Origin of the sequence: Ensifer adhaerens (assembly GCF_028993555.1) — a bacterium.
GTDB classification, from domain to species: domain Bacteria; phylum Pseudomonadota; class Alphaproteobacteria; order Rhizobiales; family Rhizobiaceae; genus Ensifer; species Ensifer adhaerens_I.
The window spans coordinates 223,771-248,458 of sequence record NZ_CP118611.1 but is presented as its reverse complement, the minus strand read 5'-3'; the positions used below and the strand labels follow the sequence as shown (position 1 = coordinate 248,458).

The 24,688-nt window shown below is 61.3% G+C and carries 25 protein-coding genes; 5 read left to right on the top strand and 20 right to left on the bottom strand.

The window, feature by feature from the left end:
- Nucleotides 1-100: 100 nt before the first annotated feature.
- From nuoF to PWG15_RS21460, 14 genes are all read right to left on the bottom strand, one after another.
- On the bottom strand, nucleotides 101-1,366 hold the full coding sequence (nuoF, locus tag PWG15_RS21525; protein WP_275027135.1) for an NADH-quinone oxidoreductase subunit NuoF: 1,266 nt from the start codon (nucleotides 1,364-1,366) through the stop codon (nucleotides 101-103).
- Between the two features lie 4 nt (nucleotides 1,367-1,370).
- Nucleotides 1,371-1,883, bottom strand: a complete 513-nt coding sequence (nuoE, locus tag PWG15_RS21520) for an NADH-quinone oxidoreductase subunit NuoE (protein ID WP_275026017.1) — start codon at nucleotides 1,881-1,883, stop codon at nucleotides 1,371-1,373.
- A 16-nt stretch (nucleotides 1,884-1,899) separates the two neighbouring features.
- Nucleotides 1,900-3,114 carry an NADH dehydrogenase (quinone) subunit D gene (gene nuoD, locus PWG15_RS21515; RefSeq protein ID WP_275026016.1) on the bottom strand — a complete coding sequence of 405 codons (1,215 nt, stop codon included), beginning with the start codon at nucleotides 3,112-3,114 and terminating at the stop codon, nucleotides 1,900-1,902.
- Between the two features lie 90 nt (nucleotides 3,115-3,204).
- On the bottom strand, nucleotides 3,205-3,741 hold the full coding sequence (locus PWG15_RS21510; protein ID WP_275026015.1) for an NADH-quinone oxidoreductase subunit C: 537 nt from the start codon (nucleotides 3,739-3,741) through the stop codon (nucleotides 3,205-3,207).
- Complete coding sequence (locus PWG15_RS21505; protein WP_275026014.1) at nucleotides 3,738-4,241, bottom strand: NuoB/complex I 20 kDa subunit family protein; 504 nt, start codon at nucleotides 4,239-4,241, stop codon at nucleotides 3,738-3,740. Before PWG15_RS21505 ends, PWG15_RS21510 begins: the two co-directional genes overlap by 4 nt.
- Nucleotides 4,229-4,594: an NADH-quinone oxidoreductase subunit A gene (locus tag PWG15_RS21500; protein WP_275026013.1), complete on the bottom strand. Its 366-nt coding sequence runs from the start codon at nucleotides 4,592-4,594 to the stop codon at nucleotides 4,229-4,231. Before PWG15_RS21500 ends, PWG15_RS21505 begins: the two co-directional genes overlap by 13 nt.
- 154 nt (nucleotides 4,595-4,748) lie before the next feature.
- Nucleotides 4,749-6,188, bottom strand: coding sequence for an NADH-quinone oxidoreductase subunit N (locus PWG15_RS21495; protein ID WP_275026012.1), 1,440 nt, complete (start codon nucleotides 6,186-6,188; stop codon nucleotides 4,749-4,751).
- Nucleotides 6,185-7,660: a complex I subunit 4 family protein gene (locus PWG15_RS21490; RefSeq protein ID WP_275026011.1), complete on the bottom strand. Its 1,476-nt coding sequence runs from the start codon at nucleotides 7,658-7,660 to the stop codon at nucleotides 6,185-6,187. Before PWG15_RS21490 ends, PWG15_RS21495 begins: the two co-directional genes overlap by 4 nt.
- Nucleotides 7,660-9,444: a Na(+)/H(+) antiporter subunit D gene (locus PWG15_RS21485; protein WP_275026010.1), complete on the bottom strand. Its 1,785-nt coding sequence runs from the start codon at nucleotides 9,442-9,444 to the stop codon at nucleotides 7,660-7,662. The genes PWG15_RS21490 and PWG15_RS21485 overlap by 1 nt, the downstream gene beginning before the upstream one ends.
- A complete protein-coding gene (locus tag PWG15_RS21480; protein WP_275026009.1) occupies nucleotides 9,437-9,691 on the bottom strand; it encodes a hypothetical protein in 255 nt (84 codons plus the stop codon). Before PWG15_RS21480 ends, PWG15_RS21485 begins: the two co-directional genes overlap by 8 nt.
- A complete protein-coding gene (locus tag PWG15_RS21475; protein ID WP_275026008.1) occupies nucleotides 9,688-11,151 on the bottom strand; it encodes a monovalent cation/H+ antiporter subunit D family protein in 1,464 nt (487 codons plus the stop codon). Before PWG15_RS21475 ends, PWG15_RS21480 begins: the two co-directional genes overlap by 4 nt.
- A gap of 4 nt (nucleotides 11,152-11,155) precedes the next feature.
- Nucleotides 11,156-11,458 carry an NADH-quinone oxidoreductase subunit NuoK gene (gene nuoK / locus PWG15_RS21470; RefSeq protein ID WP_275026007.1) on the bottom strand — a complete coding sequence of 101 codons (303 nt, stop codon included), beginning with the start codon at nucleotides 11,456-11,458 and terminating at the stop codon, nucleotides 11,156-11,158.
- Nucleotides 11,458-11,958: an NADH-quinone oxidoreductase subunit J family protein gene (locus tag PWG15_RS21465; protein ID WP_275026006.1), complete on the bottom strand. Its 501-nt coding sequence runs from the start codon at nucleotides 11,956-11,958 to the stop codon at nucleotides 11,458-11,460. Before PWG15_RS21465 ends, nuoK begins: the two co-directional genes overlap by 1 nt.
- A 315-nt stretch (nucleotides 11,959-12,273) precedes the next feature.
- Complete coding sequence (locus PWG15_RS21460) at nucleotides 12,274-13,185, bottom strand: LysR substrate-binding domain-containing protein (RefSeq protein WP_275026005.1); 912 nt, start codon at nucleotides 13,183-13,185, stop codon at nucleotides 12,274-12,276.
- A gap of 120 nt (nucleotides 13,186-13,305) precedes the next feature.
- Between PWG15_RS21460 and PWG15_RS21455 the strand changes: the two genes are divergently transcribed.
- Entirely contained in the window at nucleotides 13,306-14,559 is a 1,254-nt protein-coding gene (locus tag PWG15_RS21455) for an aromatic ring-hydroxylating oxygenase subunit alpha (protein ID WP_275026004.1), read from the top strand.
- Nucleotides 14,549-15,634: an FAD-binding oxidoreductase gene (locus tag PWG15_RS21450; protein WP_275026003.1), complete on the top strand. Its 1,086-nt coding sequence runs from the start codon at nucleotides 14,549-14,551 to the stop codon at nucleotides 15,632-15,634. Before PWG15_RS21455 ends, PWG15_RS21450 begins: the two co-directional genes overlap by 11 nt.
- A gap of 48 nt (nucleotides 15,635-15,682) precedes the next feature.
- Here the strand turns inward: PWG15_RS21450 and gfa are convergent, their stop codons facing one another.
- From gfa to PWG15_RS21420, 6 genes are all read right to left on the bottom strand, one after another.
- Complete coding sequence (gene gfa / locus PWG15_RS21445) at nucleotides 15,683-16,255, bottom strand: S-(hydroxymethyl)glutathione synthase (protein ID WP_275026002.1); 573 nt, start codon at nucleotides 16,253-16,255, stop codon at nucleotides 15,683-15,685.
- Nucleotides 16,256-16,375: 120 nt separating this feature from the next.
- The gene (locus PWG15_RS21440; RefSeq protein ID WP_275026001.1) at nucleotides 16,376-17,503 is read right to left on the bottom strand and encodes an S-(hydroxymethyl)glutathione dehydrogenase/class III alcohol dehydrogenase; all 1,128 of its coding nucleotides are present in this window, start codon (nucleotides 17,501-17,503) and stop codon (nucleotides 16,376-16,378) included.
- 94 nt (nucleotides 17,504-17,597) lie between these two features.
- Nucleotides 17,598-18,539 carry an electron transfer flavoprotein subunit alpha/FixB family protein gene (locus PWG15_RS21435; RefSeq protein WP_275026000.1) on the bottom strand — a complete coding sequence of 314 codons (942 nt, stop codon included), beginning with the start codon at nucleotides 18,537-18,539 and terminating at the stop codon, nucleotides 17,598-17,600.
- Nucleotides 18,540-18,562: 23 nt separating this feature from the next.
- Nucleotides 18,563-19,312: an electron transfer flavoprotein subunit beta/FixA family protein gene (locus tag PWG15_RS21430; RefSeq protein WP_275025999.1), complete on the bottom strand. Its 750-nt coding sequence runs from the start codon at nucleotides 19,310-19,312 to the stop codon at nucleotides 18,563-18,565.
- A gap of 43 nt (nucleotides 19,313-19,355) precedes the next feature.
- Nucleotides 19,356-19,961 (bottom strand): dimethylsulfonioproprionate lyase family protein, encoded by a 606-nt coding sequence (locus PWG15_RS21425; protein ID WP_275025997.1) that lies wholly within the window; start codon nucleotides 19,959-19,961, stop codon nucleotides 19,356-19,358.
- Between the two features lie 2 nt (nucleotides 19,962-19,963).
- Nucleotides 19,964-22,000, bottom strand: coding sequence for an NADH:flavin oxidoreductase (locus PWG15_RS21420; protein ID WP_275025996.1), 2,037 nt, complete (start codon nucleotides 21,998-22,000; stop codon nucleotides 19,964-19,966).
- Nucleotides 22,001-22,148: 148 nt separating this feature from the next.
- On the opposite strand from PWG15_RS21420, the gene PWG15_RS21415 reads away from it, so the two are divergent.
- The 3 genes from PWG15_RS21415 to PWG15_RS21405 all read left to right on the top strand — a co-directional run bounded on the left by PWG15_RS21415 (nucleotide 22,149) and on the right by PWG15_RS21405 (nucleotide 24,652).
- Nucleotides 22,149-22,778 (top strand): TetR/AcrR family transcriptional regulator, encoded by a 630-nt coding sequence (locus PWG15_RS21415; protein WP_275025995.1) that lies wholly within the window; start codon nucleotides 22,149-22,151, stop codon nucleotides 22,776-22,778.
- 7 nt (nucleotides 22,779-22,785) lie between these two features.
- Nucleotides 22,786-23,586, top strand: a complete 801-nt coding sequence (locus PWG15_RS21410) for a pyrroline-5-carboxylate reductase family protein (RefSeq protein ID WP_275025994.1) — start codon at nucleotides 22,786-22,788, stop codon at nucleotides 23,584-23,586.
- A 64-nt stretch (nucleotides 23,587-23,650) separates the two neighbouring features.
- Nucleotides 23,651-24,652, top strand: coding sequence for an ABC transporter substrate-binding protein (locus PWG15_RS21405; protein ID WP_275025993.1), 1,002 nt, complete (start codon nucleotides 23,651-23,653; stop codon nucleotides 24,650-24,652).
- Nucleotides 24,653-24,688: the final 36 nt, after the last annotated feature.

Genomic DNA, 24,688 nt, shown 5'->3' with positions numbered 1-24,688 from the left:
GTGCTCCCAAGATCACGATGTTTTGGAGTTGGACTGGCCCAAAATCATAGACGTGATCGGTTCTCATAAGTTGGAGCAGGATGATTTTCCTCATCCCGCTCTAGTGGAACGGACACCTCCGCTCCTCGATATGGGCGACGAACTCCTCGCGGAAATGCGCCAGTGAAGCGCGCAACCCCATCGCCGCGCCATCACCCAAAGCACAGAACGTGTTGCCGAAAATGCCCTTGCAGAGCATGTCCAACTGCTCCATGTCGCCGGCCGCCCCCTCGCCCGCTTCGATCCGGCGCAACACCTTCACCACCCAGTTCAGTCCCTCGCGGCAAGGCGTGCACTTGCCGCAGGATTCGTGGTGAAAGAACTCGATGATGCGGGTGGCGACCCTGACCATGCAGGTCGCGTCGTCGACGACGATCACCCCGGCCGAGCCCAGCATCGTGCCCGCGGCGGCTAGCGTGTCAAAGTCCATCCCGACGTCCAGGCCCCGCTCAGGAATCACCGGCGCGGAAACCCCACCGGGGATTACCGCCTTGATCTTGCGCCCGGGCGGCGGCCCGCCCGCATGGTCCTCGACGAGCTCGCGAAGCGGAATTCCCATCGGCAGTTCATAAAGCCCGGGTTTGCGCACCTGCCCGCTGACGCAATAGAGCTTCGGGCCGGGGCTCTTCTCCGGCCCGATACTGCGGAACCAGTCGGCGCCTCGTGCCACGATATGCGGCACGCAGACCAGCGTCTCGACATTGTTGATGACCGTCGGACTGGCATAGAGCCCGGCAACGGCCGGAAACGGCGGTTTCAGGCGCGGCTGTGCCCTCTTGCCCTCAAGCGAGTCGAGCATTGCGGTTTCCTCGCCGCAAATATAGGCGCCCGCGCCGCAATGAACGTGCACGATGAAATTGAAGTCTGATCCCAGTATGCGTGCTCCGAGATACCCTTTGGCCTTTGCCTCCGCGATCGCCTGTTCCAGCCTCCGGATCGCCAGCACATACTCTCCGCGAATGTAGACATAGGCGACCGCCGCCCCGATCGCATAGGCACTGATCGCGATGCCCTCGATCAGTTGATGCGGGTCGCGCTCCATGACGATGCGGTCCTTGAACGTGCCAGGCTCCCCTTCGTCGGCGTTGCAACACAGATACTTCGGCTTGTCTGCCCGCTTAGGCACGAAACTCCACTTCATGCCCGTCGGAAACCCGGCCCCACCGCGACCACGCAGGTTCGACCGCTTGACGAGATCGATGATCTCGTCGGGCGTGTACTCCGTGAGGGCTTTGGCAAGCGCTCGGTAGCCGCCGCCGGCCTCATAGGTGGAGAGGAGATGTCCGTCCGGCACGTCCACGTTCTTCAGAAGAACCCGTTCGAACATGGCGCTAGTTCCCCGATGGTTCCGCGGCAGCGCGAGCGGCTGCCGCCGCGTCCGGCACCATCGCACGCAACCGGGCGAGGAGCGCATCGATCCGCTCTATGTCGAGATTGCCGTGATAGTCGTCGCCGACCTGCATGACCGGGGCCATCTCACAGGCGCCGAGGCATTCGACGGTCGAGAGCGTGAACAGACCGTCTCCCGTCGTTACGCCCTTCCTGATCGCGAGGACTTCTTCGAGATGCTTCAGCAGGTCTTCGGACCGCCGCAGCATGCAGGAGACATTGTCGCAGAGTTGCAGATGGAACATCCCCACCGGCTCGGTATGGAAGAGGGTGTAGAAGGTTGCCAGTTCGTAGACCCAGATCCGCTCGACGCCGAGGATATCGGCAACCTCTTCCAGCACCGGCCCGGGCAGATGGCCATGCTCACTCTGCGCGATCAGAAGCGCGGGCATGATCGCCGAGCGCTGGTCGGGATACCGCTCCGCCGCCTGTTCGATCTTTTCGCGCATCGTCATCACGTCCAAATCTCCGTTACTTGTCCACCTCCGCCATCACAGGATCGAGGCTGCCGAGCACCGCGATCATGTCCGCCAGATAGCGCGCGTTCGTGGCGCCGAAGACTCCTTGAAGGTTGACGAACGAGGGTGCCCTGACCTTCATGCGGAACGGTTTCGGCGATCCGTCGCTGATGATGTAGAAGCCGAGTTCACCCTTGGGTGCCTCGATTGCCGAATAGACCTCGCCCTTCGGCACGCTGAAGCCGTAGGCCGATAAATCGAAGTGCTGGATCAACGCCTCCATCGAGCAATGGACGCGCTCCTTGTCGACGGGGAATGCGATCGTCGGCATATCGACCTGGAACGGGCCCTCAGGCATCTGGTCGATGCATTGTTCGATGATACGGATGCTTTCGCGCATCTCATCGACCCGGCACCGCCAACGCGCATAACAATCGCCTTCGTTGCGCGTGATGACATTGAAATCGAGCCGGTCGTAGATCTCGTAGGGCTCGTCACGGCGGATATCCCAGTCGACGCCGGAAGCCCGCAGGTTCGGACCGCTCAGGCCGAGATCTATGGCGTCTTCGGCCGCGATCACGCCGATCCCCTGGGTGCGGTTGAGGAACACCCGATTGTTCTCGAGCAGCCGCTCGTAGTCGCGGATCCGGTTCGGAAAGATCTCGCAAAATTCCCTGATCTTCGGGATGAAGCCGTCGGGCAGATCCTCGCGCACCCCACCAACCCGGCAGAAGGACGTGTGCATGCGTGCACCGGTGACCATTTCGAGGAGATCCATGATCATTTCACGCTCGCGCATGACGTAAAGCAGCGCAGTCATGGCGCCGAGATCCATCGGCAGTGCGCCGGTGATCAGCAGATGGCCGGAGATGCGCGCGAGCTCCGCCATCATCACGCGGATGTATTGCGCCCGGATCGGGGCCTCGATGCCGAGCAGCTTCTCCACCGCGAGCGCGAAGGCCAGATTGTTCGAGGGAGGGCAAAGATAGTCGAGCCGATCGGTCAACGGAAAGATCTGCGTATAGGTAAAGCTTTCCGCCAGTTTTTCGGTGCCGCGATGCAGGTAGCCGATATGGGGATCCACGCGCTCGACATATTCGCCGTCCAGTTGAAGGACGAGCCGGAGGACCCCATGGGTGCTGGGGTGTTGCGGCCCGAGGTTGAGAAGCACCTCCTTGCTATTCAGCGCTTCCCCTTCCGGCCTCGTGAGCTCGGTGACTTCGGTCATCTCAACTCTCCGGCGTCGATCGGCCTCCGTAGTTCATGATGATCTCGGATCGGTCCCGGCGGAAAACCGCGCGCCTTTCCTTCTCCCTTCCTATGGCATGTCCCGCGTGGCGAGGTCGGGCTGTGTCGGCGGCGGACCTTCGGCACCAAACGGGTTCAGCTTGTCCTTGTACCCCCTGAGTGGGAAATCCTTGCGCTGGGGAAAACCCTCGAATCCCTCCCACATATAGATCCGGCGCAAATCGGGATGCCCCTGAAAACGGATACCATACATGTCCCAGGCCTCGCGCTCGTGCCAGTTGGCGGTGCGCCAGACCCCGGTGACCGAGGGGATTTCAGGCGGCTCGCCGAGCCGGCACTTGATGCGAACCCGCCAGCGGTTGGGCAGCGAATAGAGGTGATAAACTGCCTCGAAACGCGGCGTTTCGGGATAGTGGTCAACGCCGCAGATGTCGGAAAGGAAGTTGAACCTGAGCTCAGGATGGTCCTTCAGGAGCCGGCAGAACTCGACAATCATCTCAGGCGGAACGACAAAGACGTCGATGCCATGCGCATTGCCGAGATCCTCGATCGTTTCCCCGAAGCGCTCCAGGATCGGAGCGCGCTTGAGAGACGGCTCGACACTCATGATGAAACAACCCGATCGAGCGGTGTCCCGGCCAACGCGCGGGACCTCTTGATCTTTTCTTGAAGCAGCAGGAACCCGTGCATCAGCGCCTCGGGGCGTGGTGGACAGCCAGGCACGTGCACGTCGACCGGGACGAAGGTTTCAGACCCCTGCACCACGGCATAGGTGTTGTAGACCCCGCCCGATATGGCGCAGGTACCCATGGCGATCACCCAGCGCGGCTCCGGCATCTGGTCGTAAAGCCTGCGCACGACAGGCGCGAACTTCCGGGTCACGGTACCGGCAATGATCATCACATCGGACTGCCGCGGCGAAGGGCGGAACACCACACCGAAACGATCGAGATCGTAGCGCGCGCATCCCGCCGAGATCATTTCTATGGCGCAGCAGGCGATCCCGAAGGTCTCAGGCCACAGGGCCGACCTTCGACTCCAACTGATGACGCTGTCGGCGGTGGTGAACAGCACGCTGTCCTGGATGGTGTTTCCTATCCCTCCCATTCCAGCGCTCCCTTCAGCCAGGCGTAGGCGAAACCCACGAGAAGCAGCACGATGAAGACAAACATTTCGAGATAGGCAACGATGCCGATCTCTTTGAGGACCACCGCCCAGGGAAAGAGAAACATTGCCTCGACATCGAAGACGACCAGGAGGATCGCCAGGATGAAGAACTGCACTCTGAAGCGGCCCCCGGCTGCCTCGCCTGCCGGGTCCATTCCGCATTCATAGGGCATGTTCTTTTCGGGATAGGGATTGGACGGCCGCAACAGAGAGGAAACAAAAAGTGTCACCCCTGCCACCAGAACAATTCCGGCGATCATGAAAAGAACCGGCAGGAATTCCGCTGCAGACATGGTGCGCAGCCCGGTCACCCGTCGGAGGCGCTGCTCAAGCCGCGATCGGCTCTTTCGGGCCGGTAACGCGGTCGCCCCGGGGAAGCGACAAAGGGCATTCCTTTCCTAAACCGCTAGTTTATTCCGTCGCATAGGCCAATGCAAATCCGATCGCTCAGCCGCCGAAGGCCGACTGTTGAGCGAGCCTGAGAAACCACGCAGGAAACAGACCGATGCCAACAGTGCCGGCTGCGGTGACGGCGAGAGCGGCGGCCACCAGTGGCGTCAGCGCCGGCTCGAACACCCGTTCCGGCTCGCGCATGAACATCACCATCACGACGCGAATGTAGAAATAGGCGGCGACGGCGCTCAAGAGCACGGCGATCACGGCGAGCAGGACGAAACCACGCTCGACGAGCGCGACCAGCACGTAGAATTTGGCAAAAAATCCGGCCGTCGGCGGAATGCCCGCCAACGAAAACAGATAGAGCAGCATCAACAGTGCAAGCCCGGGATGCAGCTTGGCGAAACCGGCGTAGTCCTCGATGACCTCGCCCGAGAAATTGCCGTTTCGCATCATGATGACGGCGCCGAAGATGCCGAGATTCATGAAGGTGTAGATCAAGAGGTAGAGCATCACGCTTGCGACCCCATCGGCACCGCCCGCCACGATGCCAAAGATGGCAAAGCCGGCATGGGCGATGCTGGAATAGGCGAGCAAGCGCTTGAAGTTATCCTGCACCAGTGCCACGAAACTGCCGAGCGCCATCGTCACCACCGCGATCACGGCCAATATGATCCAGACGTTGGAGCCTGCGACCAACGGATTGAGAAATACCCTGAGGATCACTGCAAAGCTTGCCGCCTTGGGCCCGACGGACATGAAAGCGGTAATCGTCGTCGGTGCACCCTCGTAGACATCCGGCACCCACATGTGGAACGGCACCGCGCCAATCTTGAAGACAAGGCCTGCAACGATGAAGACCACCGCCAGCAGCAAGCCCGGATCGAGCGGATCACCGGTGACTGCGGCGGCCATTCCGTCCAGGCGTGTTGTCCCGGTGAGACCGTAGATCAGCGAAATCCCGTAAAGGAATATCCCGGTCGAGATCGCACCGAGGATCACGTATTTCAGCGCCGCCTCGTTTGACCGTTGTTCGCGCCGAAGGAAACCGGTCAGCACATAGGTGCAGAGTACCATCAGTTCGAGACCGACATAGATCGACAGGAGATCGGTCGCCGAAGCCATGATCATCATGCCAGCAAGCGCAAGGAGCAGCAGGACGTAGTATTCGCTGCCGCCGATCCCTTCGATGTCAGTATATTTTCGCGAGAGCAGGAATGTCAGGATGACCGCCAGATAGAACACGGATTTGAAGAAGACGGAGAAGGGATCGGCGACAAACATGCCCGCATAGGCCGGTTGCGCGCCACCCGACAGCGTGAATGTTACCAGCGCGGCAAGCAGCACAACGGCGACCGAGGCCCAGACAAGGACGGCTTCCTGCCCCTTCGGCACGAATTGGCCGGCGATCAAAAGGATGCAGGCCCCCGTGATCACGATGATTTCCGGCAGGCTTGCAAGGAGCGACGAAAGGAGGACTGCGGCGGTCATTGGCCGTCCCCCCTGTCGTGGACCTGCTGCAAGAGATGCGTGACCGAGTTGTCGATGATGGCGAGAAAGGGCTTGGGATAGAGCCCGACCCAAAGAACGAAGATGGCAAGCGGCAGGATCGCCGCCATCTCACGGCCGTTGACATCGCGAACCTTGAACCGTGCTCCGACGCTCGACGGACCAAGCGCAACCTTCCGGTACATGCCGAGCAAATAGGCTGCGCTCAGCAATGCGCCCAGAACGGCCGCGGCACCAAGTGTGAGGTTGGCGGCGAACCCGCCCGACAGCACCAACAACTCGCCCACGAACGCGTTCGTTCCCGGCAGCGCCATCGAAGACAGCACGAACAGCGCCAGAAACCCGGTGTAAACGGGTGCCACCTTCATCAAGCCGCCATAGTCGGCGATGCTGCGGGTGTGGGTGCGCTCGTAGATCAGGCCGACGAACAGAAAGAGGGCGCCGGTCGTTACGCCATGATTGAACATCTGCAGGATGCTGCCCTTGAGTCCGAGCGGGTTGAGAGCAAAAATCCCGAGCGTCACGAAACCCATATGGCTGATACTGGAATAGGCCACCAGCTTCTTCAGGTCGTCCTGCGCCAGAGCCAGCAGCCCGCCATAGACGATCGCCAGCGCCGAAAGCGCCATCATCAGGGTCGAATAATAGACCGAAGCCTCCGGCAGCATCGGCAGCGAGAACCTCAGGAACCCGTAGGCACCCATTTTCAGAAGCACGCCGGCAAGGATGATGCTACCGGCCGTCGGAGCCTGCACATGGGCATCCGGCAGCCACGTGTGGAGCGGGACCATCGGCACCTTGACCGCGAATGCGACGAGGAAGGCAAAGAACAGCCAGGACTGAACCTCGAAAGGCAGGTCCAGCGCCATCAAGGCGGGGATATCGAAGGTCCTGCCCCCCTCGAAGTAAAGAACAATGACGCCGATCAGGAACAGGAGGCTGCCCGCCAGGGTGTAGAGGAAGAACTTGAACGCCGCGTAGACCCGACCGCCGCCGCCCCAGACCCCGATGATCAGATACATCGGGATCAGCATTGCCTCCCAGCAGACGTAGAACAGAAACAGGTCGAGCGCAGAGAACACGCCCAACATCAGGGCCTGCATGGCCAGAAGGCTGACCATGAACAGCTTCACCTTGCTGTCGATGGCGGTCCACGAGGCGAGCACCGAGATCCAGCCCAGCAGTGTGGTGAGGAACACGAAGAGCGCGCTGATCCCGTCGACGCCGAGTGCAAAGCTAATGCCGAGCGCCGGCACCCACACGCGCTTCTCGACGAATTGCATCCCAGAGATCCCGGTATCGAAACCGGCAAGCATCGCGATCGCGAGCCCCAGGTCGAGCAGAGTGAAGCCAAGCGCCGCCCACCGTACCGCATCGTCGCTGCGCAAAAGCATCACAACCGCTGCCCCGGCGGCAGGTACGAAGACGATCAGGCTAAGCAGCGGGAACGCCATCAGACCCCCTGCTGCCACACGACGGCGAAAACGGTGATCGCCGCAATCACGCCGGCGATCATCGCCAGTGCATAGTGAGTGGCGACGCCGGTCTGCAGACGCCGCAGCGCGCCACCGCCCCCAAGGATGGCGCGAGCGAGACCATTGACGGCGGCATCGACGCCGTTGAGATCGACCCGCAGTCCGGCGCGCGCTGCCCCGTGCAGGAGCGGCAGCGCGACTTTGTCAGACACATTGCTCACTGCCTTCTCGTAGCGCGCCAACGGTTTCTCGGCGAACCACAGGAAGGCTCGCGCACCCTTGCGGTAGAACCAGTCTGTGTCGATGCTGATTGTATTTTCCGGATCGAGCGCCCGCAGGAAGAGGACAAAGCCCAGCGCGGTAAACATCAGGAGACCGAGGCTCTCGGTGACATGCGCGCCCGTATAGGGCTCGAAGGCGACCGGATACGGAAGGAGCGCATAAAGCCGCTCCGGGAATACACCGATCGCGATGCACAGCACCGCCGCCATAGCCATGGCGACCAGCATGTTGCGGGGCGGCTCCCGCGCTTCGAGCTTTCGATCGCGCCCGAAAAACATGTAGTACGGCAGCTTGAGGCCGGTGTGCAGGAATGTCCCTGAGGATGCCATGGTGAGTGCCAGAACCACGAGCGCCCTGTGATCCTGTCCGGCGGCGGCAATCACCATCGATTTGGTGACGAACCCCGAGAACAACGGAAAGGCCGAGATCGCGAAGGCACCGACCATGTAGAGAGCAACCGTCAGCGGCATGGTCTTGTAGAGCCCGCCAAGCTCGGTGAGCTTGCGCCGCCCGGTGACCTCGATCACCGCCCCCGCCCCCATGAAGAGAAGCGCCTTGTAGAGGATGTGGGCAAAGGCGTGGCTGGTGGCGCCGTTCACAGCCATTTCGGTGCCGATGCCGATACCCGCCACCATGTAACCCACCTGGCTGACGATGTGATAGGCAAGCAGCCGCCGACAGTCGTTCTCAAGCACCGCGTAGATGACGCCGTAGAGCGCCATCACTGCACCGAGCCAGACGAGAAGCTCGGTCCCCGGGAATGCGCGCGCCAACACATAGACGGCCGTCTTGGTGGTGAAGGCACTCATAAACACCGCGCCCGTGACGGTCGCCTCGGGATAGGCGTCAGTCAGCCAGGCATTCAGCGGCGGCACCGCGGCATTCAGCAAAAAGCCCGCAAGGATCAGATAGCCGCCAATATCCATCGCTCCAGCGACACCGCCGCCGGCGATCGGGCCGAAAAACAACGAACCGGCGGCAAGTCCGTGCAGCACGATGCCGCCAAGCAGAGCGACACCGCCGGTGACGTGAACCATCAGATAGCGGAAGGCCGCACCGATCGCGCGATCGCCCCCTTGCGCGAAGACCAGATAGGCCGAAGCAAACGCCATGCCCTCCCAGAAGAGGTAGAGGGTCAGGTAATCGCCGGCAAACACCACGCCCAGGGCGCAGCCGACATAGACGAAAGCCGCCACATGCTGACCGGCCCGCGGCAGATGCAGCGCATAAACCGTGCCGACCAGTGCCATGATCGTGAACACTGTAGCGAAGACGACGCTGAGCTTGTCGACCTTCGCAAACAGGATCTCCTGCCCAATGACGCGCGCAACACCATAGCTGCCCGGTTCCAACGTGAGGACGACGAGGATCGCCACGGACGGGATCAACACCAGATAGACCTTGCGGATCGCTCCCTTCAGGAAGGGGATCGGCACTGCGCCGAGAATGAACAGGAGGGCGGGATGGACGAAGTCAATCATAATAGTCCTCGCGCCGCATGAGCCCGACCCGATGGCCGAGGAATTTGGAAACGAGGATGAGCAGGACGCAGGAGCCAAAGCCGTAAGCGGCCGACCAGCCGGGCAAGCGCTCCCACAGATATTCGACGTGTTCGCGCGGAACCAGGAAATCGGCGACGACGATCAGAACGAGCACGAGATAGAACAACCGGCGGCGCGATCTTGCATAACCCTCGTCGCCAAAGAAATCGACGACACGCTTGATCATCTGACCACTCCTTCCGCCAATGCGAGGAAGTAGCCGGGGAAGATGCCCATCAGCACCGACAAGGCAGCGGTCGCGACCAGGGGGACCGTCACAAGCGGAATTTCACGAACGGATTCGGCCGCTCCCGGCGCCTCCGCTCCGAAGAAGGCGATGTAGCTGACCGGCAGGAAATAGGCGGCGTTCAGGATCGAGCTCGCCAGCAGAACGGCCAGGAACGCCATCTCGCCAGCTTCAACCGAGCCAAGCGTCAGATACCACTTGCTGACGAAGCCCGCGGTCGGCGGTACGCCGATCATGCTCAGCGAGGCGACAAAGAATGCCCCCATCGTCCAGGGCAGCCGTCGACCGATGCCGGCCATGTCGCTGATGTTGCGTTTTCCCGAGGCGCAATAGATCGATCCGGCGCAGAAGAAGAGCGTGATCTTGGAAAAGGCGTGCACGGCGATATGAATGATGCCGCCGATCATCGCGACCGGCGAAAGAAGCACGGCTCCCAGCACCACATAGGAAAGCTGGCTCACTGTCGAATAGGCGAGCCGCGCCTTCAGGTCGTCCCGGGTCAGGGCATAGATCGACGCCGTCACAATGGTGAAGGAGACGAGATAGGCAGTGGCTATACCGAGCCCCAGCCTGCCGACCAGATCTACGCCGAAGACGTGGAACACCACCCGCAACACGCAGAACACGCCCATCTTGACGACGGCCACGGCATGCAGGAGAGCACTGACCGGCGTCGGCGCAACCATTGCGGCGGGTAGCCAGGCATGCATCGGCATCACGGCGGCCTTGGCGAAGCCGAACAGGTAGCAGAAGTAGACAACCGTCAGCAGCGGGGCCGAAGCATCGACCTTCGCCAGCAGGCCACCAGGTACAAAATCGAGCGAGCCGGCAATCTGGTAGGTCAGCGCCAGCGCGGCCAGAAGGACGCTTTTCGATGCGCCCATCAGGTAGACGAGATACTTGCGGCTACCTGCCCATGCCTCTTCGTCCTCGTGGTGATAGACGAGCGGATAGGTCACGAGGCTCAGCGCCTCATAGAAGATCACCAGCGTGAACAGATTGGCGGCGAAGGCCCCTCCGACGGCGGCGGCGAGACTGGTGGCGAAACAGGCGAAGAAGCGCGTCTGCGCGTGCTCGTGCAAGTGCCGCATGTAGCCGATAGAATAGACTGCCGCGACGATCCACAGGAGTGAGGAAACGGTTGCAAACACCATGCCGAGCGCATCGACCCGGAAGGCGAAGTCGATCCCCGGCAGGACCTCGAACAGGCGCAGTTCGATGGTACCGCCCGCGAGCACCGTAGGCGCCATCGATATGACGACCGCGAACATGACGACCGCTGCCAGCGGCGACACGGCATCGCGGATTTTCTCGTGCCTGTTCAAAAGAAGAACTGCGAGTGCCGCCAGTCCTGCGACGGCGACGGCAAGTAACGGCCGGACTGATAACACCGGTTCCAAGCCGCTATCCTTTCATCGTCGTCACGTCGTCGATCTTGAGGGTGGATTTGTTCCTCACGAGGGCGACCAGAATGCCGAGGGCGACGGCAACCTCCGCCGCGGTGATGGCGATGACGAAGATTGCGAATATCTGTCCGCGAACGTCGCCGTAGTAACGTCCGAAAGCGATGAAGTTGATGTTGACCGAGTTGAGCAACAATTCGAGCGACATCAGCACGACCAGGATGTTACGCCTGAGCAGCACACCCGCGGCTCCGATCACGAAGAGGACCACTGCGAGCGAAATGTACCACCAGAGCGGAACCATCACCCGGACTCCTTCCGGGCCAGCACGATGGCGCCGACAAGTGCCGCGAGAAGGATGATCGAGGCCACCTCGAACGGCAGGAGATAATCGGCGAACAGCGTCGTGCTCAGTTGCCTGACTTGGTCGCCTTCATGTGGCGTGATCGGCTCGATCGCCGAAAAGCGGCCGCTCCAGAGCACAAGCGCAAGCATCTCAACCCCAAGCACGACGAGCAGGGCCAATGCAGGCAGATTGTGTCCAGGCAAAAACCGCTGCAGCACCGCTTCGCGCACGTCGATCATCATGATCACGAATAGGAAGAGGACCATGATGGCGCCGACGTAGACGAAAATCTGCACGACTGCGAGCAGCGGCGCCTCGAGCAGGACAAAGATTGCCGAGATCTGCAGGAAACAGGCCATCAGCGCCAATGCGCTATGAACAGGGTTTCGTGCCAGGACGACGGTCAGGGCGGTAACCACGGCCCCCGCAGCAAACAGAAGGAAGAACCCCTGGCCCATTGACGCAGCCTCTCCCGCGCGAACTGTTCCGCGGCGCGTGACGGCCGGATTTCAGGGAGCGCCGCACTTCAGTTGCGTTTATAAATTGTGCCCCAAGGAACGATTTTTCACAAGAATATTGTCTGCGACTTAGCTGAATGAGGCAGCGTGGCTAGTCTGAGCCCGCTCCACGCGGCGGCCATTCCCAGTTTGCCAGGAACTCAGTGAGTTCTGTTCGATACATTATGCGATCCCAAAGGAACACAATGAGGACATCGGACCCATTTGCTGAAGCCAGCGCGTCCGGCAACAAGCTACCCGCAGGGTTTCTAACTCTCAGTCGACCAGGCCGGAAACCGTGCGCAGCCACTCGATGAACAGCCGTCCGCTTTCCTTTCTTGGCTTCCTCGTCGGCACCACGACGAAGTAGGCCGCCCTGGTGCGGATGGATGCATCGGTAAGTCGGACCAAGCGGGATTGCTGGATCAGGTCGGCGACCAGGCGGTTCCAACCGAGCGCAATGCCCTGTCCATTCAATGCGGCATAAATGGCTTCTGTGTAGTAGCTGCAGCGCAGGCCGCGGGCCTTCTTCGGTGCCTTCACGGAGAAGGCCGCAAGCCACTCCTCCCAACCCGTCCAGGTCGGGTCCTCGATATCGCTCGATATCAGCGGATGGCGCACGAGGTCTTCCAGTGTTTGGATTGGGCCGGCGGTGAGCAGGTAGTCCGCGCTGCAAATGGGGAAGACTTCATCCTCGAACAAAAGCTCGGCTTGGCCGTCCGACCATGTGCCGGTTCCGTAGCGGATCGCCAGGTCCACATCGCTTGCCTCAATGCTTGTGCGGGTATCCTGGGTGATGATGCGAAGCTTGATCTCGGGATAGGCACGCGAGAAAGCAGCGATCCTTGGTAGCAGCCAGAAGTGTGAGAACGAGATGGTCGCGGAGATCGCCAGTTCGTCGTCCTGATCTTCCGAGCGGAGATCGGCGACGGTGTCGGCAATAAGGTTGAATGCGTCGCCTGTCGCCGCAGAAAGCAGCCTGCCCTTCTCCGTCAGCTCGATCTTGCGATGCAGCCGCCTGAACAAGGGGAAGCCGAAATCCTCTTCCAGCAAATGGATTTGCCGGCTTACGGCAGCCTGCGTCACGCCGAGTTCCGCCGCCGCGCGCGTGAAACTGGACAACCGGGCCGCCGCTTCAAACGCCGTCAAGGCGGTGAGCGGTGGTAGTTTCTTCCTCAGGTTCGCCATGTTTCTTCCATTACATTTGGTAATGTCACTCGCGTATATTTATGCCGTTGAGTGATTAAAAAAGCTGAGCAATCCTGCCTTCAACCCATCGACCTTTCGATCGGAACATAAGGTGGAATTATGCTGCAGACATTTGCTTCTCCCATATCGGCCCTGCTCGACGCAAGAGCCGAAGGACATTCCCTTCCGGCCGGCCTTTACACACGCGAGGACGTGTTCGAGGCGGATCTCGAGGTGTTCTTCCGCCGCCACTGGATCTGTATCGGCCTTGAATGCGATGTGCCGGAGCCGGGCGATGCAACGGTTGTCGATATCGGCAAGACGAGCCTCATTCTGCTGCGCGACGACGATGGCGAGATCCGCGTCATGCACAATGTCTGCCGCCACAGGGGCGCTCGTCTGCTCGATGCCGGAAAGACGATCGTTTCGAAGCTCGTCTGTCCCTATCACACCTGGACTTATGAACTCACGGGCGAACTGAGCTATGCCCCTCACATGGGCAAGGGCTTCGACAAGGAATGCCGTAGCCTGAAGCCGGTGACCTTCAAGTCGGTCGGCGGCCTCATCTATGCGTGCCTCTCAGACCGTCCGCCCGAGGATATCGACCGCCTCGTCGACGTCATGGCGGAACGCCTTGCGCCCTACGACATCAGAAATGCCAAGGTCGCGTATGAATCCGATGTCATCGAGCAGGGGAACTGGAAACTCACCATCGAGAACAATCGTGAGTGTTACCATTGCTCCGCCAATCATCCCGAACTCTGCGTCTCCTTCGTCGATCTCGACTTCGGTTTCGACCCGGACGCGTTGAGCCCGGAAGATCGCGCCCAGGCCCAAGAGCATTTTGCGCTCTACGAGGAGCGCACCAAGCAATGGGAGGCCGACGGCTATCCTTCCGCAGCGGTCGAGCAACTGGTCGACTGCACCACCAATTTTCGCACACAGCGGCTGATCATTTCGGGCGCCGGCGAATCCCAGACCCCCGATGCGACAGCCGCCTCGGCAAAGCTGCTTGGCACCATGTCGCGTAAGGACCTCGGTGACATGCATCTCTGGGGTCATAACAGCTGGAACCACTTCATGGGCGACCATGCCGTCGTTTCGATCGTCATTCCGCTCTCCGCGGACAGAACGCTGGTGCGCACAAAATGGCTCGTGCACAAGGACGCCGTTGAAGGCGCCGACTACGACCTCGAGAAGCTGACCAACGTCTGGATCGCCACGACCGATCAGGACGCCGAACTCGTCGCCCGCTCGCATGCCGGTGTCGAGGATCCCGCCTACGTACCGGGCCCCTACTCACCCTTCTCCGAAACAAACCTCGACAAGTTCGCGTCGTGGTACATCGACCGGATGCGTGCCCATGGATACTAAGAGCACCTTCTCTCTGGCTGAGCGTCTTGAGCTTGGCGATTTGTGGAGCCGCGACACGGATGAAGATCTCGTCTGCGTCGACGTCCACCAGGAAACGCACGATGTGAAGACATTCACGTTCGCGTCCGCACAGGGCAAGCGCTTCGCCTTCGAAGCCGGTCAATACTTCCTGTTCGACCTCGATGTCGACGGCGAAGCGGAAAGCCGTTGCTATAGCATCTCGTCGTCACCGAAGCGCAGCAATGCGTTTTCCGTCACAATCAAACGCATGGCCGGCGGCAAGATCTCGAACTGGTTTCACGACAACCTCACGGTCAATGCCAAGATCAAGGCGAGCGGCCCCCTCGGTCAATTCACGCGCCCGAACGCGAAAAAGTATCTGTTTCTGTCCGCAGGATCAGGAATTACGCCTGTCATGGCGATGGTTCGCGAACTTGCTGACACCTGCGAACCTGTCGACGTCGTCTTCATGCACGCGGCGCGCACCCCGAAGGACCTCATCTTCCGCGATGAACTTGCCACGCTCGCCAATCGGATGAAGGGCCTCCGGCTTCAGCTTCTGCCGGAACTTGTATCCGGCGAGGCCAATTGGCCAGGACTGACCGGACGGATATCGCCGGCCTACATGAAACTTGCCGTGCCCGATATCGCCGAGCGTGTCGTGATGTGTTGCGGTCCGGCGCCGTTCATGGCTGCAGCGCGCGCGATCGCTGGCGAACTGGGCGTTCCCCCGTCGAACTACATCGAGGAGAGCTTTGATGCGGCCGCGATCGACGACGCTGAGGTTGTCGTCGTCGAACAGCCCGCCACTCGAACATTCCAGGTCGAGTTCTCCAAGCAAGCGCGAAAGATCGCCGTGGCGGGAGAGCAGACCATTCTTTCCTGCGCAAAAAAGGCCGGGGTGAAGCTGCCATCATCCTGTTCGAACGGTGTCTGCGGCACGTGCAAGTCCAAGCTCGTATCCGGCTCGGTCGAGATGAACCACAATGGCGGCATACGGCAACGCGAGATCGACGCCGGGCTTTTCCTGCCCTGCTGTTCGAAGCCGCTGAGCGATCTTGTCATCGACCGCTAGGCCGCCAGTTGAGTGATCCCGGCCCAACCGCGGCTGGGCCGGGATACTTCATGCCGGGAGCGCGCCGCTCTTCTTCGCGAGCCATGTGGCGATCACGTCCATCAGGACCGGGTTGAGACAATCATAGGGTTCGAGCCCCAGCTCGCGCAGCCGGCCGCGCACGCCATCCATCTTTGCCGGATCGTAGCCGCTCTCGATGATCGAGGAGACGAAGGCGGCAAAGCCGGGCTTGGCCCAGCCGCTTTCCTGGAACCGTTCGGGATGCAGGAAGGACAGCCCCTTGAACGCATGATCGCGTTCGACCGGCCCGTACATGTGCACGCCACAGCCCTTGCAGGCATGGCGCTGGATCAGTGCGTTGGGATCGACGACGGCGAGCTTGTCGCCGTTTTCCAGCACCTCGACATTGGCGGTCGGTGCGACGGCAACGACCGAGAACACGGCGCCATCGGGCTTCCAGCACTTGGTGCAGCCGCAGGCGTGGTTGTGGGCGATGTCGCCTTTGATGCGGACCTTCACGGGATTGCTCGTGCAGTTGCAGACGAGTGTGCCGCCCGAAAAGGCGGCATTCGTTGCCTTGAACCCGCTGTCGAGGGATGGATGGATGGCAATGCCTGGCATGGGCTTCTCCTCCTTTTTGACCGGCGCTTGATGCCCGGCTGCTTACTGGCGCGCCGCCGGCCGGTGGCGCGGCGGTGCGAGAAATGCATGTGCAGTTTGCAGGTGGTCCTCAACCCGCGCTCAGTATAGCACCACCGAGCGGATGCTTTCGCCGGAATGCATCAGTTCAAAGCCCCTGTTGATGTCCTCGAGTGGCATGGTGTGGGTGATCATCGGATCGATCTCGATCTTGCCCTCCATGTACCAGTCGACGATCTTCGGCACGTCGGTGCGGCCGCGGGCGCCGCCAAACGCCGTGCCCATCCAGCTGCGGCCGGTGACCAGCTGGAACGGCCGGGTGGAGATCTCCTGGCCGGCGCCGGCAACGCCGATGACCACCGACTTGCCCCAGCCGCGGTGCGAGGCTTCAAGCGCCTGGCGCATCACCTTGGTGTTGCCGGTGCAGTCGAAGGTGTAGTCGGCGCCGCCGATCTGGTCGGCCCCGCGCTTGGTCATGTTGACGAGGTAGGGCACGATGTCGTCGCCGACCTCCTTCGGGTTGACGAAGTGGGTCATGCCGAAGCGTTCGCCCCAGGCCTTCTTGTCGTTGTTGAGGTCGACGCCGATGATCATGTCGGCGCCGGCCAGACGCAGGCCCTGGATGACGTTGAGGCCGATGCCGCCAAGACCGAAGACGATCGCGGTTGCGCCCATCTCCACCTTGGCGGTGTTGATCACGGCGCCGATGCCGGTGGTGACGCCGCAGCCGATGTAGCAGATCTTGTCGAAGGGGGCGTCCGGGTTGACCTTGGCAACCGCGATTTCCGGCAGCACCGTGTAGTTGGCAAAGGTCGAGCAGCCCATGTAGTGGTGGATCTTGTCCTTGCCGATCGAGAAGCGCGAGGTGCCGTCCGGCATCAGGCCTTGCCCCTGGGTCGAACGGATGGCGGTGCACAGGTTGGTCTTGCGCGACAGGCACGACGGGCAGGAGCGGCACTCGGGCGTATAGAGCGGAATGACGTGATCGCCCTTCTTCACCGAGGTGACGCCCGGACCGACATCGACGACGATGCCGGCGCCCTCATGGCCGAGGATCGCCGGGAACAGCCCCTCCGGGTCGGCACCCGACAGGGTGAAGTCGTCGGTGTGGCAGATGCCGGTGGCCTTGACCTCGATCAGCACCTCGCCGGCCTTTGGGCCTTCGAGCTGAACCGTCATGACTTCGAGCGGCTTGCCTGCCTGAACGGCTACGGCGGCGCGTACATCCATTGTTGGATTCCTCTTGTGACTTGCTGAATTGGCGCAATGGGCCGGGCGCGTCTTGCGACCGGCCTCATAAAGATGTCATTCCGTTCAAGCTGCGTCAGAGCGTCTTTTGCACCTCGGGCAACACCTCGAAGAGATCGGCAACCAGGCCGTAGTCGGCGACCTGGAAGATCGGTGCCTCCTCGTCCTTGTTGATCGCGACGATGACCTTCGAATCCTTCATGCCGGCGAGGTGCTGGATCGCACCGGAGATGCCGCAGGCGATGTAGAGGTCGGGGGCGACCACCTTGCCGGTCTGGCCGACCTGCCAGTCGTTCGGGGCATAACCGGCGTCGACGGCCGCACGGCTTGCGCCGACGGCAGCACCGAGCTTGTCGGCAACCGGCAGGATCACTTCCTGGAACTTCTCCGACGAGCCGAGCGCACGGCCGCCGGAGATGATGATCTTTGCAGAGGTCAGCTCCGGACGGTCGGACGACGACAGCGCGTCGGCGACGAAGGAGGAAACACCGGGGTTGGCGGCAGCCGAGACGGTTTCGATCGCCGCCGAACCGCCTTCAGCGGCAGAGGCGAACGAGGCGGTGCGCACGGTGATGACCCGCTTTTCTTCCGTCGTCTGCACCGTCTGGATGGCGTTGCCGGCATAGATCGGGCGTTTGAAGGTGTCGGGCGAAACGACCTCGATGATTTCCGAGACCTGGGAAACGTCGAGCAGCGCAGCAACGCGCGGCATGACGTTCTTGCCGACCGAGGTGGCGGCGGCAACGATGGTGTCGTAGCTGCCCGCAAGCGAGACGATCAGCGCGGCCAGCGGTTCGGCGAGGTTGTTGGCAAGCGAGGCGTCGTCGGCAACCAGCACCTTGGCAACGCCCGCAAGCTTGGAGGCCTGTTCGGCCGCAACCTTGGCGCCGGCACCGGCGACGAGGATGTGCACGTCGGCTCCAGCCCCACTGGCAATCTTGGCGGCCGCGCTCAGCGCCTTGGCGGTCTGGTCGGAAAGGTGGTTGCTGTCGTGGTCAGCCAGAAGAAGAATGGCCATGATGTAATCTCCCTTTCCTGAACTCAGAGGACGCCGGCTTCGGTCTTGAGCTTTTCGACCAGCTCGGCGACCGACTTGACCTTGATGCCGGCCTTGCGGCCCGACGGCTCCTCGGTCTTCAGCACCTTGAGGCGGGCGGCCGTGTCGACGCCGAAGTCGGCCGGCGACTTCTTGTCGAGCGGCTTCTTCTTCGCCTTCATGATGTTGGGCAGCGAGGCATAACGCGGCTCGTTCAGGCGCAGATCGGTGGTGACGACGGCCGGCAGCTTGATGTCGATGGTCTGCAGACCGCCATCGACTTCACGGGTGACGGTTGCCTTGCCATCGCCGATCTCGACCTTGGAGGCAAAGGTGCCCTGTGCCCAGCCGAGCAGCGCCGACAGCATCTGGCCGGTCTGGTTGCTGTCATCATCAATCGCCTGCTTGCCGACGATGATCAGCCCCGGCTGTTCGGCGTCGGCAACGCCCTTGACGATCTTGGCGACGGCGAGCGGCTCGACCTGGTCTTCGGTCTCGACCAGGATGGCGCGGTCGGCACCCATGGCGAGCGCGGTCCTGAGCGTCTCTTCGGCCTTGGCCGGACCGACCGAGACGACGACGACTTCGTCCGCCTTGCCGGCTTCCTTCAGCCGCAGTGCTTCTTCGACCGAGATTTCGTCGAAGGGGTTCATCGACATCTTCACATTGGCGAGCTCGACGCCCGAACCGTCTGCCTTCACGCGGATCTTGACGTTGTAGTCAACCACCCGCTTCACCGTGACCAGGATCTTCATGGCAACCTTCCTCCGCGCCCGGTCCTAGCCGAACGCCTTTTTATCAATGTCTCGATCGTTCGGGCAGCAATGCCCAAAGGGCGAACAGCGGTTTTTCCCCTGAGCGCATCGCGTGCCTGATTTCAGGCGGATTGTAGAAGGAACCTCCGACCCCGGGTGAAAACCAGTCGGAGGTGCCATGCTGAAACTCCCCTTCCGACAGGACGAGATAGGTTTCTTCGGGGGCGTGGTCGTGATCGGGATAGCGCACGTTCGGCGACATCAGCGTTGCGCCAAACCACAGGTCTCTTCGGTCCTCCAAGCCGCCTGGTCCGACGATCATCGTATTGGCATGGCCTGTCAGGAAATTCTCGCTGGCCGTGTCGTCGTAGACCGAGCGACACTTCCATTCGAGCATTGGCTCAAGGTCCGCGAAGCGCTCGATCAGCGCGTCCAGGGACGGTCGCCCGGTTCTAGTTGCCAGAACGTTCTCGATATGCCGGCTGCAGACCGGAAGGCGCTTTCCGATGTTCAAACGCTGGGGGTGCGGCGCTTCGAGCTGGGCAAATATCTCCATAACGGACCGACGCGCTCTGAGATCCTGGGCGCACTCGTCGAACGCGGCGAAAGCCGCGTCCAGAAAGGCCTGCAGAGCGTCGGACCGCGTCATGGTCAGAGATCCTTGGCGAGACGCAGCGCATCGTAGATGGCGGCATGCGTGTTGCGGGCGGCAACCGCGTCACCGATTCGGAAGAGCTGGTAGGCGCCGTCCGGATTGCGTTCAACGGATTGCGGCGTGCCGGAAATCAGCTCGTCGTAGGAGACTTCGCCGAGGTTCCTCGAGCCAGGCTTCAGTTCGAAGTAGAGGTCATCGAGCGGAATGGTGCCGTGATTGACGACGATCTGATCGAAGGTCTGCTGCTTGGCCACGCCGCCATAGTCGCTGCCGACATGGGCGATGATCTGATTGCCACTCTTTTCCGCCGCCTCCAGCCTGTAGGTGACGGTAAAGGTCACATCAAGCTTCTGCAGCGAGCGCATGTAGGGAACGAGGTTCATCGCCATGACCTCCGGCGCGAAGGAGCGGTCCGGCGTCATGATCTCGACCTTCGCACCCGCCTTGGCGAGGAACTCTGCAGCCTGGAGACCGGCATGGTCGCCGGCGTCGTCGAAGATGAGCACGTTGGTTCCTGGCTTCACATCGCCTGAGATGATGTCCCATGAGGAAACGACCAGCTCGTTGCCCTTCGAAAGAACCTCAGTGTGCGGCAGTCCGCCCGTGGCGATGATGACCACGTCGGGCTTTTCGGCAAGCACGGTGTCAGCCTCGGCCCAACTGTTGAACCGGAAGGTGACGCCGAGTTTCTCGCACTGGCTCATACGCCAGTCGATTATGCTGATCATTTCCCGCCGACGCTCGCTCTGGGCCGTCAGCCGTATCTGTCCGCCCGGATGGTTTGCAGCCTCGAAAACGACGACTTCGTGACCGCGCTCCGCGGAGACGCGGGCGGCTTCAAGACCGGCAGGGCCAGCCCCCACGATGACGATCTTCTTGCGGACCGCGGCCCTCGGGATCCGATGCGGCATCGTTTCTTCGCGGCCGGTCGCGGCGTTGTGGATACAGAAGGCCAGTCCCCCTTGATAGATCCGGTCGAGACAGTAATTGGCGCCGACGCAGGGACGGATGTCGTCCTCGCGCTTTTCCATGATCTTTCGCACGATATGAGGATCGGTCATGTGGGCGCGGGTCATGCCGATCATGTCCACCTTGCCGGCGGCGATCGCGTGACGAGCCGTCGCCACGTCCTGGATCTTCGCGGCGTGGAAGGTCGGGAACTTGGTTGCTGCGCGCACGTCGCCGGCAAAATCCAGATGCGGCGCGCTCGCCATGCCCTGGATCGGGATGACGTCGGTCAGACCCGGATCCGTATCGATGTGACCGCGGATGACGTTCAGGTAATCGATGAGACCGCTTTCCTTGAGACGACGGGAGATCTCCAGGCCTTCAGCCTTTCCGGTCCCGCCGGGAAGACACTCGTCTGCCGTATAACGAACGCCGAGAATGAAGTCGTTGCCGACCCTTTGGCGCATCGCCTTGAAGACGTCGAGACAGAAGCGAAGGCGATTATCGAGCGAACCGCCATAGGGACCGTCGAGCTCGTTGGTGAGTGGCGAAGTGAACTGATCGATGAGATGCCCGTAGGCTTCCAGCTCGACACCATCCATGCCGCCCGCCTTCATGCGTTCGGCGGCGTCGGCAAAATCCTTGATGATGCGTTCGATGTCCCAGTCTTCGATCTTCTTGGGAAAGGCGCGGTGCGCCGCCTCGCGATGATGAGAGGGCGCAAGGACCGGGAGCCAGTCGCCCTTGTCCCAGCGGGTGCGCCGGCCGAGGTGGGTGAGCTGGATCATGATCGCAGCACCCTCTTCGTGCACCGCGTCGGTCATTTCCCTGATCCACGGAACGATCTCATCCTTGTAGGCGAGCAGGTTGTTGAAGACCGGGGGGCTGTCTTTCGAAACTGCCGCCGACCCGGCGGTCATTGTCAGCGCCACGCCGCCCTTGGCCCGCTCAACCGTGTAGGCACGGTAGCGGCCCTTGGGCATCCCGTCTTCGGGATAGGCAGGCTCGTGAGACGTGACGATGATGCGGTTGCGCAGGGTCAAATGCTTCAACTGAAACGGCTGAAGCAGGGGATCGTTCGACATGCGACGGGCTCCGGTTTATGGGACTTTAATCGTGACGGTAAGCGGGAATGTACATATGTGTCAATGATCAAAAACACCACCGTATGGTTTTTCGACACACGTGTACATTTTGCTTGAAGCAGCCCTTTGGATTTGTTAGGAGGCAATCATGGAACAGTCGATGAGTGACACTGGCTGGCGCGGTTCTCAGGAGGGATGGCTCGAAGCCGCCTATGAATCCCTGCTGGAGTCCGGCGTGGACTCGGTGAAGATCCTGCCGCTGGCCAAGCGGCTCAATCTTTCCCGGACCAGCTTCTATTGGTTCTTCAAGGACCGGGAGGAGCTGTTGAACGCTCTCATCGCGCGCTGGAGGGAGAAGAATACGGGTAACCTCGTCAAGCAGTCCGAAGCCTATGCAGAGTCCCTTGCCGAGGCGATGCTGAACGTTTTCGACTGCTGGGTGAACAAGGATCTGTTCGACTCCCAGTTCGAGTTTGCGGTCCGCAGTTGGGCGCTCCAGTCACCCGAGATCGTCGACGAGGTACAACGCGCCGATCAGATCCGCCTGGAAGCGTTGGCCCGGATGTTTATGCGTTTCGGTTACGGAGAGGGTCCTGCCGATGTTCGCGCCCGAACGACCTACTTCGTGCAGATCGGCTACATCTCGATGCAGTCCAAAGAGGATATTGCGCTGCGCATGAAGCGGATCCCCGAATACATCGCGATCTACACCGGACAAACGCCGCAGCAGAGAGAGCTCGATCGCTTCTTCGCCCGGCATGGCTACAAACCAGAGTGAGAGAAGCATGGGAGCGGGCGGACCTTTGAGGGTTGGGGTGATTGGCGGCGCCGGCTGGCTGGGCGGAGCAATCGCCGAAGCCATTCTCGATGCCGGCATCGTCGAGCCCGAGAACCTGTCGCTGTCCTATCGCAGCGACCGTCCCAACCGTTTCAATCGCTCCTTCTGGACTACAGACAACCAGGCGCTCGCCGACCGTTCGGACGTTATCGTTCTCTCCGTCCGTCCGGCCGACTGGCAAAACCTGAACGTCGATGCCGAAGGCAAACTGCTCATCTCCGTCATGGCCGGCATTCGCCTGAACGCTTTGAGCGCGCACCACGGCACCGACCGCGTGGTCCGCACACTGCCGAATGCTGCGGCCGAAGTTCGCAAGTCCTATACGCCTTGGATCGCCAGCGCTGGGCTGCAGGACTGCGATCGAACGGTCATAAAGGCGATCTTCGACGCTTGCGGCTCTCAGGATGAAGTGCGCTCGGAGGCCGAGATTGACTATCTGACCGGCCTCACTGGATCGGGTCCAGCCTTTCCGGCGCTGCTCGCTGCAGCGATGATGGCCGACGCCATCTCGCAGGGACTGGAGCCAGAGATCGCCAAGCGTGCCGTCAACGCCCTCGTCATGGGCGCCGGCCGGATGCTGGAACAGCGTGACGACTGTCCGACCGACATTGTGGAGACCTTCCTCGACTATCGCGGCACCACTGCGGCCGCGATCGAGGAAATGCGCGCGGCCGGCTTTGATGCCGCCGTTTCGCGCGGGCTGTCGGCGGCGTTCAGGAAATCGGTTCGCATGGGAGAAGCCTCCTAGCGCCGGAGGGCGGGTTTTGCGGCAACCCGCTCCAAAAGAAGAAGCCGCCAAAGAGGGAACGATAATGAAAAGCTTGCTTGCATCGACATGCCTCTTCCTTGGGACCATCGCCGGATCATCGCTCGCCAACGCGGCCGAGTGTGGCAGCCTCACCATCGCCAGCATGAACTGGCAAAGTGCGGAGGTGATTTCCAACCTCGACAAAATCATTCTCAATGAAGGTTACGGCTGCAGCGCCGAAATCACCATCGGCGACACAGTCCCGACCATCACGTCGATGGCGGAAAAAGGCGAACCCGATATCGCGCCCGAAGCCTGGATCGATCTGCTTCCCGATGTGGTCAAGAAGGGAACCGAGGAAGGCCGCATCGTGAAGGTCGGCTCTCCGCTTCCCGACGGCGGCGTCCAGGGCTGGTGGATCCCGAAGTATTTTGCCGACGCCCATCCGGACATCAAGACAATTCCCGACCTGCTGAAACATCCTGATCTCATCAAGGATCCTGAAGACCCGAGCAAGGGCGCGATCTTCAATGGCCCGCAGGGTTGGGGCGGCACGGTCGTGACCGCGCAGCTCTACAAGGCCTTCGACGCTGAAAAAGCCGGCTGGACCCTCGTCGACACCGGATCAGCAGCGGGTCTCGACGGCTCGATTGCCAAGGCCTACGAACGCAAGGAAGGCTGGGTCGGCTACTACTGGGCGCCGACGGCCCTCCTCGGCAAGTACGAGATGGTGCAACTCGAAGCCGGTGTCCCCTACGACGCGGCTGAGTGGAAGCGTTGCATCACGGTCGCCGAATGCACCGACCCGAAACCCAGCGCATGGCCGGTCGACACGATCGTGACGCTTGTTGCCAAGCCCTTTTCCGAAAAGGCCGGCCCTGAGGTCATGGACTACCTCAACAAACGCTCCTGGAGCAACGAGACGATCGCCAAGCTGATGGCCTGGATGACCGACAACCAGGCGAGCGGCGAAGAAGGTGCCAAGCACTTCCTCGAAGAAAATCCGGATATCTGGAAAAAGTGGGTTTCGCCTGAGGCCGCCACGAAGATCGAGGCCGCGCTGTAACGGGCACTGCCACAAGCCGGTGCGGTGTGTTTCAGC

Coding starts and splice junctions, on each gene's coding strand:
- nuoF (WP_275027135.1), bottom strand. CDS start 1,366: ATGTTCGAACGGGTTCTTCTGAAGAACGTGGACGTGCCGGACGGACAT.
- nuoE (WP_275026017.1), bottom strand. CDS start 1,883: ATGACGATGCGCGAAAAGATCGAACAGGCGGCGGAGCGGTATCCCGAC.
- nuoD (WP_275026016.1), bottom strand. CDS start 3,114: ATGACCGAAGTCACCGAGCTCACGAGGCCGGAAGGGGAAGCGCTGAAT.
- PWG15_RS21510 (WP_275026015.1), bottom strand. CDS start 3,741: ATGAGTGTCGAGCCGTCTCTCAAGCGCGCTCCGATCCTGGAGCGCTTC.
- PWG15_RS21505 (WP_275026014.1), bottom strand. CDS start 4,241: ATGGGAGGGATAGGAAACACCATCCAGGACAGCGTGCTGTTCACCACC.
- PWG15_RS21500 (WP_275026013.1), bottom strand. CDS start 4,594: ATGTCTGCAGCGGAATTCCTGCCGGTTCTTTTCATGATCGCCGGAATT.
- PWG15_RS21495 (WP_275026012.1), bottom strand. CDS start 6,188: ATGACCGCCGCAGTCCTCCTTTCGTCGCTCCTTGCAAGCCTGCCGGAA.
- PWG15_RS21490 (WP_275026011.1), bottom strand. CDS start 7,660: ATGGCGTTCCCGCTGCTTAGCCTGATCGTCTTCGTACCTGCCGCCGGG.
- PWG15_RS21485 (WP_275026010.1), bottom strand. CDS start 9,444: ATGATTGACTTCGTCCATCCCGCCCTCCTGTTCATTCTCGGCGCAGTG.
- PWG15_RS21480 (WP_275026009.1), bottom strand. CDS start 9,691: ATGATCAAGCGTGTCGTCGATTTCTTTGGCGACGAGGGTTATGCAAGA.
- nuoK (WP_275026007.1), bottom strand. CDS start 11,458: ATGGTTCCGCTCTGGTGGTACATTTCGCTCGCAGTGGTCCTCTTCGTG.
- PWG15_RS21465 (WP_275026006.1), bottom strand. CDS start 11,958: ATGGGCCAGGGGTTCTTCCTTCTGTTTGCTGCGGGGGCCGTGGTTACC.
- PWG15_RS21460 (WP_275026005.1), bottom strand. CDS start 13,185: ATGGCGAACCTGAGGAAGAAACTACCACCGCTCACCGCCTTGACGGCG.
- PWG15_RS21455 (WP_275026004.1), top strand. CDS start 13,306: ATGCTGCAGACATTTGCTTCTCCCATATCGGCCCTGCTCGACGCAAGA.
- PWG15_RS21450 (WP_275026003.1), top strand. CDS start 14,549: ATGGATACTAAGAGCACCTTCTCTCTGGCTGAGCGTCTTGAGCTTGGC.
- gfa (WP_275026002.1), bottom strand. CDS start 16,255: ATGCCAGGCATTGCCATCCATCCATCCCTCGACAGCGGGTTCAAGGCA.
- PWG15_RS21440 (WP_275026001.1), bottom strand. CDS start 17,503: ATGGATGTACGCGCCGCCGTAGCCGTTCAGGCAGGCAAGCCGCTCGAA.
- PWG15_RS21435 (WP_275026000.1), bottom strand. CDS start 18,539: ATGGCCATTCTTCTTCTGGCTGACCACGACAGCAACCACCTTTCCGAC.
- PWG15_RS21430 (WP_275025999.1), bottom strand. CDS start 19,312: ATGAAGATCCTGGTCACGGTGAAGCGGGTGGTTGACTACAACGTCAAG.
- PWG15_RS21425 (WP_275025997.1), bottom strand. CDS start 19,961: ATGACGCGGTCCGACGCTCTGCAGGCCTTTCTGGACGCGGCTTTCGCC.
- PWG15_RS21420 (WP_275025996.1), bottom strand. CDS start 22,000: ATGTCGAACGATCCCCTGCTTCAGCCGTTTCAGTTGAAGCATTTGACC.
- PWG15_RS21415 (WP_275025995.1), top strand. CDS start 22,149: ATGGAACAGTCGATGAGTGACACTGGCTGGCGCGGTTCTCAGGAGGGA.
- PWG15_RS21410 (WP_275025994.1), top strand. CDS start 22,786: ATGGGAGCGGGCGGACCTTTGAGGGTTGGGGTGATTGGCGGCGCCGGC.
- PWG15_RS21405 (WP_275025993.1), top strand. CDS start 23,651: ATGAAAAGCTTGCTTGCATCGACATGCCTCTTCCTTGGGACCATCGCC.